Source organism: Trinickia sp. (assembly GCF_051961175.1).
GTDB lineage: Bacteria > Pseudomonadota > Gammaproteobacteria > Burkholderiales > Burkholderiaceae > Trinickia.
In genome coordinates this window covers 1-9492 of sequence record NZ_JBQCDN010000127.1, presented here as the reverse complement: position 1 = coordinate 9492, position 9492 = coordinate 1, and the positions used below count along the sequence as shown (strand labels likewise).

10 protein-coding genes are annotated in these 9492 nt (G+C 63.5%); 2 read left to right on the top strand and 8 right to left on the bottom strand.

All coding sequences use genetic code 11. The annotated features are described in order from the left end of the window. Positions 1-140: 140 nt before the first annotated feature. From ACTHL0_RS07150 to ACTHL0_RS07130, 5 genes are all read right to left on the bottom strand, one after another. Positions 141-2375 carry a RelA/SpoT family protein gene (locus ACTHL0_RS07150; RefSeq protein ID WP_440565966.1) on the bottom strand — a complete coding sequence of 745 codons (2235 nt, stop codon included), beginning with the start codon at positions 2373-2375 and terminating at the stop codon, positions 141-143. Between the two features lie 45 nt (positions 2376-2420). Beyond that, positions 2421-2774: a RidA family protein gene (locus ACTHL0_RS07145; RefSeq protein WP_440565965.1), complete on the bottom strand. Its 354-nt coding sequence runs from the start codon at positions 2772-2774 to the stop codon at positions 2421-2423. A gap of 66 nt (positions 2775-2840) precedes the next feature. Next, positions 2841-3770: an alpha/beta fold hydrolase gene (locus ACTHL0_RS07140; RefSeq protein WP_440565964.1), complete on the bottom strand. Its 930-nt coding sequence runs from the start codon at positions 3768-3770 to the stop codon at positions 2841-2843. Between the two features lie 14 nt (positions 3771-3784). Beyond that, positions 3785-4426, bottom strand: a complete 642-nt coding sequence (locus ACTHL0_RS07135; RefSeq protein ID WP_440565963.1) for a CoA transferase subunit B — start codon at positions 4424-4426, stop codon at positions 3785-3787. Between the two features lies 1 nt (position 4427). Next, complete coding sequence (locus ACTHL0_RS07130) at positions 4428-5132, bottom strand: CoA transferase subunit A (RefSeq protein ID WP_440565962.1); 705 nt, start codon at positions 5130-5132, stop codon at positions 4428-4430. A 234-nt stretch (positions 5133-5366) separates the two neighbouring features. Here ACTHL0_RS07130 and ACTHL0_RS07125 point away from each other — a divergent pair, with 234 nt between their 5' ends. Then, on the top strand, positions 5367-5912 hold the full coding sequence (locus ACTHL0_RS07125) for a LuxR C-terminal-related transcriptional regulator (protein WP_440565961.1): 546 nt from the start codon (positions 5367-5369) through the stop codon (positions 5910-5912). Positions 5913-5989: 77 nt separating this feature from the next. Here ACTHL0_RS07125 and ACTHL0_RS07120 read toward each other — a convergent pair whose 3' ends face one another. Next, positions 5990-6394, bottom strand: a complete 405-nt coding sequence (locus tag ACTHL0_RS07120; RefSeq protein ID WP_440565967.1) for an acyl-CoA thioesterase — start codon at positions 6392-6394, stop codon at positions 5990-5992. 144 nt (positions 6395-6538) lie between these two features. Beyond that, positions 6539-7318, bottom strand: a complete 780-nt coding sequence (locus ACTHL0_RS07115) for an SDR family oxidoreductase (protein ID WP_440565960.1) — start codon at positions 7316-7318, stop codon at positions 6539-6541. Positions 7319-7530: 212 nt separating this feature from the next. Between ACTHL0_RS07115 and ACTHL0_RS07110 the strand changes: the two genes are divergently transcribed. Continuing rightward, positions 7531-9204: an electron transfer flavoprotein-ubiquinone oxidoreductase gene (locus ACTHL0_RS07110; RefSeq protein WP_440565959.1), complete on the top strand. Its 1674-nt coding sequence runs from the start codon at positions 7531-7533 to the stop codon at positions 9202-9204. Between the two features lie 75 nt (positions 9205-9279). Here the strand turns inward: ACTHL0_RS07110 and ACTHL0_RS07105 are convergent. After that, a partial coding sequence (locus ACTHL0_RS07105; RefSeq protein WP_440565958.1) for a chorismate synthase occupies positions 9280-9492 on the bottom strand: 213 nt, incomplete at its 5' end.

Sequence of the window (9492 nt, the reverse complement as noted above, 5' to 3'; positions counted from 1 at the left end):
GCTCGATTGGACTCGAACCAACGACCCCCACCATGTCAAGGTGGTGCTCTAACCAGCTGAGCTACGAGCCTGAAGAAGAAGCGATTATATGGGGCCTATCGAACCTTGGCAACCCCTTTTATGCTTTTACATGAAAAAAGTTACGCCTTGCGCGTGGCACGCACCACGCCGCCCACTTCGCCAAGCAACGTGCAGGCGCGTTGAATCTGCAATGCACTCGATACTTCGACGGTGAACTGCATGTACGCCGCCGTGCGGCGGCTCATCGTCTTCACACCGACGACATTCATCTTCTCGCGCGCGAACACTTCGGAGATATCGCGCAGCAAGCCCTGCCGATCGTGCGCCTCGATCGCGATATCGACGGGATAGACGGACGAGCCGCGTCCGCCCATCACATCGGCCGACCACGCCGCTTGCAGCACACGCTCGGGCGCGCGCGTGGCCATCCGTTGGAACATGGCGCAATCGCTGCGGTGAATCGACATCCCCTTGCCGCGCGTGACGAACCCGCTGATCTCGTCGGGCGGCGCGGGCCGGCAGCAGCGCGCGAGTTGCGTGAGCAGCGCGTCGACGCCCACGACGAGAACGCCTGTTGAAGCGCCGCGCGCGACGCTCGCACCGCTGCCGCGCTTTTCGAACTGCTCAGGCGTCTCCTCCTGCGGCTCGGCCGGCACGGTATCGGAAAGCGCTTGCTCGATACTGCGCAGGCTGAACTCTTCCTTGCCGACGACGTTGAACAGATCGTCGGGCGATTTGAAGCCTAGCTTGGCCGCGAGTTGATCGAGATTGACGGAGGTCTTGCCTTCGCGCTGCAACGTCTTTTCGACCATCGCGCGGCCGTTCGCGATGTTCTCCTGCAGTTCGATCGCGTTGAACCACGCGCGCACCTTCTGCTTCGCGCGATGGCTTTGCAGGTAGCCGAGCTGCGCATTGAGCCAGTCGCGCGACGGCCCGCCCTCCTTCACCGCCACCACTTCCACCGTCTGGCCGTTGTGCAGCGGCGTGTTCAGCGGCACCATCGCCCCGTCCACGCGTGCGCCGCGGCAGCGGTGGCCGAGTTCGCTATGCAAGTGATAAGCGAAATCGAGCGGCGTCGCGCCCTGCGGCAACGCAATCACGCGCGCCTGGGGCGTCAGCACATAGATGTGATCGTCGTCGAGCGTGGCATAGCGCAATTGCTCCCAAGGCTTGGCCCCGGGACTCTCGCCTTCGGCGACGTCTTCCTTCCAGGCCAGCAGTTGCCGCAGCCAGGCAATCTTCTCGTCGTACTTCTCGCTCGCGCTGAACTGGCCGCCATAGCCGCGCACACCGGCTTCCTTGTAGCGCCAGTGCGCCGCCACGCCATACTCGGCGAAGCGATGCATCTCGTGCGTGCGGATCTGCACTTCGAAGGCGCGGCCATCGTCGCCCATGACCACCGTGTGCAACGACTTGTAGCCGTTCGGCTTCGGCCGCGAAATGTAATCGTCGAATTCCTTCGGCACCGGCTGCCAAAGGTTGTGCACGATGCCGAGCACCGCGTAGCAATCCTTGATATCCGGGACGATGACGCGAAACGCGCGGACGTCGTACAGTTCGGCGAAATCGAGCGCCTTGCCGCGCATCTTGCGCCAGATGCTGTAGATGTGCTTCGGCCGCCCGCTCACCTCGGCCTGGATGTGCGCGGCGGCCAATTCCTCTTGCAGCCGCCCGATCGCCTCGGCCACATAGGTCTCCCGCTCCACGCGCTTTTCGTCGAGCAGCTTGGCGATGCGCTTATAGGTATCCGGATCCTGGAAGCGGAACGCCAGATCCTCGAGCTCCCACTTCAGTTGCCAGATGCCGAGGCGATTCGCGAGCGGCGCGTAGATCTCGAGCGTTTCGTGCGCGACATCGGCCCCGGGCGATATTTTCGCGGCCGCGTAGTAGCGCAATGTTTGCAAACGCGATGCGAGCCGGATCAGCACGACGCGGATATCCTGCGCGAACGCGAGCAGCATCTTGCGCAGCGCTTCGATTTGCGCGCGCCGCGCCGCCTGCGCATCGCGCCCCGCCTCGGGTACCGCATGGCTGGCGGCCTTCAGGCTGACGGTGCCGAGACGAAGCAGCTTGCGCACGTCGCCGACAAGCTGGGCCACTTCCTCGCCGAAGTGCTCGGCGATCAGATGTTCGGGATCGGTGAGATGAGGGGTGAGGGCGAACAGCGCCGCCGCCAGCACGGCGGGCGGATCGACATTGAGCTTCGCGACGATCGAAGCCGTGCCCGCCGCGTGATCGGCCAGCAATTCGCCCGACGACAGGCGCGCGTCGCCCGCGTGTTCGCGCACGAAAGCAAGCGCATCCTCGTACGACGGCAACGAGGGTGCGCCGGCGGCAACCGTATCGGCGTTCAACGTTCGACTCTCTGATTCAACTGCGACTGCAATGTATCGATGCGCTCAGCTGCGCTGGGCCGCGACGACCACGATCTCGACGAGGCAATCGGGGTTGGCCAGCTTCGATTCCACCGTCGCACGCGGCGGCGTGGCGCCTTGCGCAACCCATTCGTCCCAGACGGCGTTCATGCCGGGGAAATGGATCATATCCGACAGATAGATCTGCACCGACAACAGCTGAGACTTGTCGCTGTTCACCTCGCCGAGCAGGCGGTCGATATGACCGAGCACTTCGCGCGTCTGCCCCTCGATGCCCTGCGCCGTATCTTCGGCGATCTGCCCGGCCAAATAAACGGTACCGTTGTGGATCGCGATTTCCGAGAGGCGCTTGCCGACGTGATGACGAATGACTGCCATTTCAAAGTCCCTGTTCGGTGAAGAGTGGAGCATCGGGCGCCGCATTGCCGGCGCCACAGACCGCTATTATGACTCGGACGCGTCTTCAACGAAGAATCGCCGCGCAACGGCGATCTGCTCAGGGTCCAGAAACGCCGGTGCATGGCCCACGCCTGGGATCTCGACGGACTGCACCGAGCGGCCGCATTCGATCATCCGTGCGACTGTCTCGCGCGAGAGCAGATCCGATTGTTCGCCGCGCACGACGAGCACCGGCCCTTCGATCGCAGCGAACAATCGCCAAAGCGCCGCCTCTCCCGCCGCACCGGCCTCCGGCGTGGTCGCATTGAACGGAACGGCGATCGCGGGATCGTAGCGAAACGCCCACGTCCCATCCTCACGCTGCTCAATCAGCGGCGTATTGATTTCGCGCCATTCGTCGGCCGTCAACGGCCCGAACGTGGACGCGAGGGAAGCTGCATACGCAATCCCTTCGTCGAGCGTCGCGAATGGCACGCTCTGGCCGACGTATGACCCGATGCGGCGAAGCGCTTCGGGCTCGATGTGCGGACCGATATCGTTGACGAGCAGTTTGCGCACCGGCGAACCGGGCAAGCCGGCCAGCGTCATGCCGATCAGCCCGCCCATCGACGTGCCGAACCAATCCACCTGCTCGACGTCCAGGCGCGCGATCAACGTCACCATGTCCGCGACATATTGCGGCACCAGGTAGCGATTCGGATCGGGTAGCCAATCCGAGCGGCCGCGGCCGGCAATATCGGGACACACGACGCGATAGACGTCGCCAAGCGCCGCCGCCACGCGATCGAAATCGCGCCCCGACCTCGTCAGCCCATGCACACAGACGAGCACGCGCGGATTGTCCGGGTCGCCCCATTCCGTATAGGCCACGCGATGCAGGCCCGTCGGATTGGCGCACACCACTTCGCGTTCGCGCGCAGGGCCCAGACGGGCGGTCAGGCCGGCTTTCACACCGGCAGCGGTCGGCTCGCTCATCGAATCGCCCAGCCTCAGTGCACCGCGCTCGTATCGAGCGGCGCGCCCGTCTTCGCCTGGATTTCGTCGACGGTCACGCCCGGTGCCAGCTCGACGAGCTTCAGGCCTGCATCGGTCACGTCGATCACGCCCAAATCCGTGATGATGCGGTTGACGACGCCCACACCCGTCAGCGGCAGCGTGCAGCTTTCGAGGATCTTGTGCTGATCGCCCTTGGCCACATGCTCCATGAGTACGACGACGCGCTTGACGCCCGCCACCAAATCCATCGCGCCGCCCATGCCCTTGATCATCTTGCCCGGGATCATCCAGTTCGCGAGATCGCCGTTCTTGCTGATCTGCATCGCCCCGAGGATCGCCAGATTGATATGGCCGCCGCGAATCATGGCGAACGAATCGGCCGACGAAAAGATCGAGGAACCGGGCAGCGTCGTGATCGTCTGCTTGCCGGCGTTGATCAGATCGGCATCCAGTTCGTCTTCGGTCGGCGACGGGCCGATGCCGAGCAGGCCATTCTCCGATTGCAGCCAGACGTCCATGCCGGCCGGCACGTAGTTCGCCACGAGCGTCGGCAGCCCGATGCCCAGATTCACGTAGAAGCCGTCCTGCAGTTCCTGCGCCGCGCGCGCGGCCATCTCGTCACGAGTCCAAGCCATGTCAGTCTCCTTTTGCGCGCACGACGCGTTGTTCGATGCGTTTTTCCGGATGCGCATTGAGCACGATGCGCTGCACGAAGATGCCCGGCGTATGGATGGCATCGGGATCGAGCTCGCCCACTTCGACGATCTCCTCCACCTCGGCCACCGTGACCCGCCCCGCCATGGCACACATCGGGTTGAAGTTGCGCGCGGTGCGGCGGTACAGGAGGTTGCCGGCCTTGTCGGCCTTCCACGCCTTCACCAGTGCGACGTCGGCCGTCAGCGAATGCTCGAGCACGTACTGGCTATCGCCGAACTGGCGCGTTTCCTTGCCTTCCGCGATGATCGTGCCAAAGCCCGTGCGCGTGAAAAACGCCGGAATACCGGCGCCGCCGGCGCGCAGCTTCTCGGCCAGCGTGCCTTGCGGCGTGAATTCGAGCTCGAGTTCGCCTGACAGATATTGGCGTTCGAACTCCTTGTTCTCGCCCACGTACGACGAGATCATCTTCTTGATCTGGCGCGTTTGCAGCAACACGCCGAGGCCGAAACCGTCGACGCCGGCGTTGTTGCTGATGCAGGTGATGCCCTTCACGCCCGAATCACGCAACGCCGCGATCAACGCTTCGGGAATGCCGCACAGCCCGAAGCCGCCGACGGCGAACGTCTGGCCGTCGTTCACGATGCCTTCGAGCGCGGCGGACGCGCTTGGATAGACTTTGTTCATCTGTGTGTCCCTTCCATGATGGAAATCCGTCAAATCGGATCGGCACGAGTGCAATGGTCGACATCGGAATAAGCGATGATCATTCTAATCGTCGAAGCGCGCATCCGTTCGTCGGGATGCGCGCCTCGGCACTCGATTTAATGCCCCAAAGGGTACGATGGCCAGCGCCTGCGGCACAATACGCAAAAATACATAAGCGAAAGCCCCGTGCGCGCACCCGGCTTGCCGCCCACTATGTCCAAGATCGATTATCAAACCGCTTTCCATCTGGCGCCGATCGGCCTCGTGCTGTCGCGCGACCGGATCATCGAAGACTGTAACGACGCGGTGGCCGCGATCTTCCGCTGCGAGCGCTCGGCGCTCATCGGCCATTCTTTCGAAGTGCTTTACCCGTCGTCGGACGAGTTCGTGCGGATCGGCGAGCGGATCGGGCCGATCATGACGGCGCAGGGAAGCTACGCCGACGAGCGGATCATGAAACGCGCGGATGGCGAACTTTTCTGGTGCCACGTGACCGGCCGGGCACTCGAGCGCCGCGCCCCGCTCGCGGCCGGTGTATGGACGTTCGAGGATTTGAGCGCGACGCGCCGTGTGGCGATCGAGCTGACGCCGCGTGAGCGCGAAGTGGCCGCGCAGCTCGCGACGGGCAAGACGAGCAAGCAGATCGGCCGCGCGCTCGACATCAGCTCACGCACGGTCGACATCTACCGCGCGCGGCTCATGCGCAAATTCGGCAGCGGCAACGCGACGGAACTCATGCAGCGCCTGCTCGGCCATTGAGGCGCCATGCGTCACGCGCGATGCGCGACGGCGGCACGGCGCGTTCGCCGAACGATGCCCCCGCGCCATCCCGGTCATCAGCCGGCTTGCGCGAGCGCGGGATGTTCGAGCAAGCCGCGCAGGCGCTCGGGCAGCGGCACCGAGCGGCCCGCGGCGTAGTCGATCCAGACGCAGCGCGCCGTGCCGCGCGCATAGACCGTGCCTGGATCGTCCGACCGACGCAATTCGAACCCCGTATCGAAGCTGCTGCGCCCCGGCTTGCTCACCGACATGACACCGATGACATCGCCCGGGTAATGCAGCTGCCGCAAGAATTCCATCGAGGCATTCACGAGGACGGGCCCTTGGCCTTGCTCCGCGCCGCCGATGATGCCGATCGATTCGAACCAGCTGATTCGCACCTGTTCCATGTAGCGGAAGTACACGGTATTGTTGACGTGCCCGAACGCGTCCATGTCGCCCCACCGGATCGGGATCGACATTTCGAACACACGCTGATAATCGTTGATCGTCACGGCTTGTTCCACTGCTTGTTCCACGACTTGTTCCACTTCTCGATACACCTGCGACAAAAAACGGGGCAACGGCGAGCGCCCTGTCAAAGGCGGCCCGCGCGGCCTGCCCCGTCACGCTAAGCCGAAGCCGTCGTCGGCAGCGATGACGGCGCCATTGATGAATTGCGATTCGTCGGCCGCGAGCAGCAGCAACAGCCCGTCGAGATCTTCGGGACGACCGACGCGGTGCCTTGGCAGCATCGACAGCAGCTTCTGGCCCTGCTCCGTCGTCCAATGTTGGTGATTGAGCTCGGTGTCGATGTAGCCGGGGGCGATCGCGTTGACGTTAATCCCGTGCCGGCCCCACTCGAGCGCCATCGCGCGCGTCATATGGACGACGGCCGCCTTGCTGATCGAATACAGGCCGATCTGCGGCAGCACACGCAACCCGGCCACCGACGCGACGTTGATAATCCGATACCCCGGCTTCTGCGCGGCGCCGCCCGAGCGCATGATCATGCGCTTCGCGACCTCCTGGGCGACGAAGAATGCGCCGCGCGTGTTCGTATCGAAGATGTATTCGTAATCGGCCGGCGTCACTTCCGTCAGCTTTTGAGTGGTGGACACACCCGAGTTGTTCACGAGGATATCGATCGTGCCCGCCTCCGTCTCCGCGTGCGCGACGGCCGATTTGATGCTTTGATAATCCGTGACGTCCAGCGACACGACATGCGCCGCGCCGCCCGACGCCTCGATCTCGGCACGCAATTCCTTCAGCCGCTCCACGCGCCGGCTCGCCAGCACCACCTTCGCGCCGGCCTGCGACAAGACGAGCGCAAAGCGCTTGCCCAGCCCGCTTGAGGCGCCCGTGATCAGCGCGACCTTGCCTTCCAGGTTGATCGAACGGCCCATTCTCGTTCCTTTTAATCAATAAAGTTGTGCGATGCGCGATCGAACGCGCGACATCCAGCAACGAAACAGCCGCAGCCCACGGAGCCGCCACTCTACCATGCAAATAGAACGATCGTGCTAATATGGATTCACCAGCTTGCAGCGCCCCAATCGTTCGCTGACAATACGAACCCGAAAAAAAGCATTCTAATGGCTAAGGTTAAGGAGCCCCAATGACCCCCGAAAGTCTGATCGAGCAGTACGGTCCGCGCGAGTCGATGGAATACGACGTCGTGATCGTCGGCGGCGGTCCCGCCGGCCTGTCGGCGGCGATCCGGCTCAAGCAGCTTGCGCAGGAGAAAGGCGCTGAGATCGGTGTCTGCGTGCTCGAAAAGGGTTCGGAGATCGGGGCGCACATCCTGTCGGGCGCCGTGATGGATCCGCGGGCCATTGGCGAGCTGATCCCCGATTGGAAGGAAAAAGGCGCGCCTTTGAATGTCGAGGTGACCGAAGACCGGTTCTTGTTCCTCACGGAAAAAGGCGCGGTCAAGACGCCGAACTGGGCCCTGCCCGATAACTTCAAGAATCACGGCAACTACGTCATCAGTCTGGCGAACGTCACGCGCTGGCTCGGCCAGCAAGCCGAAGCGCTCGGCGTCGAGATTTTTCCGGGCTTTGCCGCGGCGGAAGTGCTTTACAACGACGACGGTTCGGTCAAGGGCGTCGCCACGGGCAACATGGGGATCGGCAAGGACGGCGAGCCCACGGAAAACTTCCAGCTCGGCATGGAGCTGCATGCCAAATACACGCTGTTCTGCGAAGGCGCGCGCGGGCATCTGGGCCGGCGCCTGAACGAGCAGTTCAAGCTCGATCAGGACGCCGATCCGCAGGTGTACGGCATCGGCATCAAGGAACTGTGGGAGATCGATCCGGCCAAGCATCAGCCGGGGCTCGTCATTCATACGGCGGGCTGGCCGCTCGATACGCAAACGTACGGCGGCTCGTTCCTCTATCACATCGATAACAACCAGGTGATGGTGGGCTTCGTGGTCGGGCTCGGCTACACGAATCCGTACCTGTCGCCATTCGAGGAATTCCAGCGCTATAAAACGCACCCCGAGATCCGCAAGTTTCTTGAAGGCGGCAAGCGCATTTCATACGGTGCACGGGCGATCACGGCGGGCGGCTTGATGTCGCTGCCCAAGCTCGTGTTCCCGGGCGGCGCGTTGGTGGGCGACGATGCGGGCTTTTTGAACGCCTCGCGCATCAAGGGCAGCCACGCCGCGATCAAGAGCGGCATGCTCGCGGCGCAGGCGGCGTTCGATGCGGTGCAGGCGGGCCGTCAAAACGATGAACTGACTGCGTACCCGGAATCGTTCAAGCAATCGTGGCTGCACAGCGAACTGCATCGCGCACGCAATTTCAAGCAGTGGATGAGCAAGGGCTTATATCTGGGCACGCTGATGGTCGGCATCGAACAGAAGTTGATGGGCGGCAACGTGCCTTGGACGTTGCACCATCAACACCGCGATCACGAGATGCTGAGGCCGGCCTCGCAGTGCACGCCGATCGAGTATCCGAAGCCCGACGGCAAGCTCACGTTCGATCGGCTCTCGTCGGTGTTTATCTCGAACACGAATCACGAAGAGAATCAGCCGGCGCATTTGACGCTGAAAGATGCATCGGTGCCGGTGAACGTGAATCTGCGGACCTATGCGGGCCCGGAAGCGCGCTTCTGCCCCGCGGCGGTGTATGAGTTCGCCAAGAACGAGGACGGCAGCGATCGCCTCGTCATCAACGCGCAGAATTGCGTGCACTGCAAGACCTGCGACATCAAGGATCCGACGCAGAACATCGTGTGGGTCACGCCCGAAGGCGGCGGCGGGCCCAACTACGGGGCTATGTGAGCCGAAGGGCCGCGCTCAGCGCGGCCCAATCGTTTCAATTCCCCGCCGCGGCGGTCATCCGCCAGGCGCCGTTGCTCAGGGCGCGCTGGCCGCGATCTTCGGCGTGGCGACGTGCACGTCGCCGCATTGCGCGCGATGGCGAAGGGCATGATCGATCAACACGAGTGCGAGCATCGCTTCGGCGATCGGCGTAGCCCGGATGCCGACGCAAGGGTCGTGACGGCCGAACGTCTCGACCACGGCGCTCTGCCCTTGCTTGTCGATCGAGCGGCGCGGCGTGCGGATGCT

Excerpts from the sequence above, each read along its gene's own strand:
- ACTHL0_RS07145 (WP_440565965.1), bottom strand. The coding sequence starts at position 2,774 with ATGGCAGTCATTCGTCATCACGTCGGCAAGCGCCTCTCGGAAATCGCG.
- ACTHL0_RS07140 (WP_440565964.1), bottom strand. The coding sequence starts at position 3,770 with ATGAGCGAGCCGACCGCTGCCGGTGTGAAAGCCGGCCTGACCGCCCGT.
- ACTHL0_RS07135 (WP_440565963.1), bottom strand. The coding sequence starts at position 4,426 with ATGGCTTGGACTCGTGACGAGATGGCCGCGCGCGCGGCGCAGGAACTG.
- ACTHL0_RS07130 (WP_440565962.1), bottom strand. The coding sequence starts at position 5,132 with ATGAACAAAGTCTATCCAAGCGCGTCCGCCGCGCTCGAAGGCATCGTG.
- ACTHL0_RS07125 (WP_440565961.1), top strand. The coding sequence starts at position 5,367 with ATGTCCAAGATCGATTATCAAACCGCTTTCCATCTGGCGCCGATCGGC.
- ACTHL0_RS07120 (WP_440565967.1), bottom strand. The coding sequence starts at position 6,394 with ATGTCGATCCCGATCCGGTGGGGCGACATGGACGCGTTCGGGCACGTC.
- ACTHL0_RS07115 (WP_440565960.1), bottom strand. The coding sequence starts at position 7,318 with ATGGGCCGTTCGATCAACCTGGAAGGCAAGGTCGCGCTGATCACGGGC.
- ACTHL0_RS07110 (WP_440565959.1), top strand. The coding sequence starts at position 7,531 with ATGACCCCCGAAAGTCTGATCGAGCAGTACGGTCCGCGCGAGTCGATG.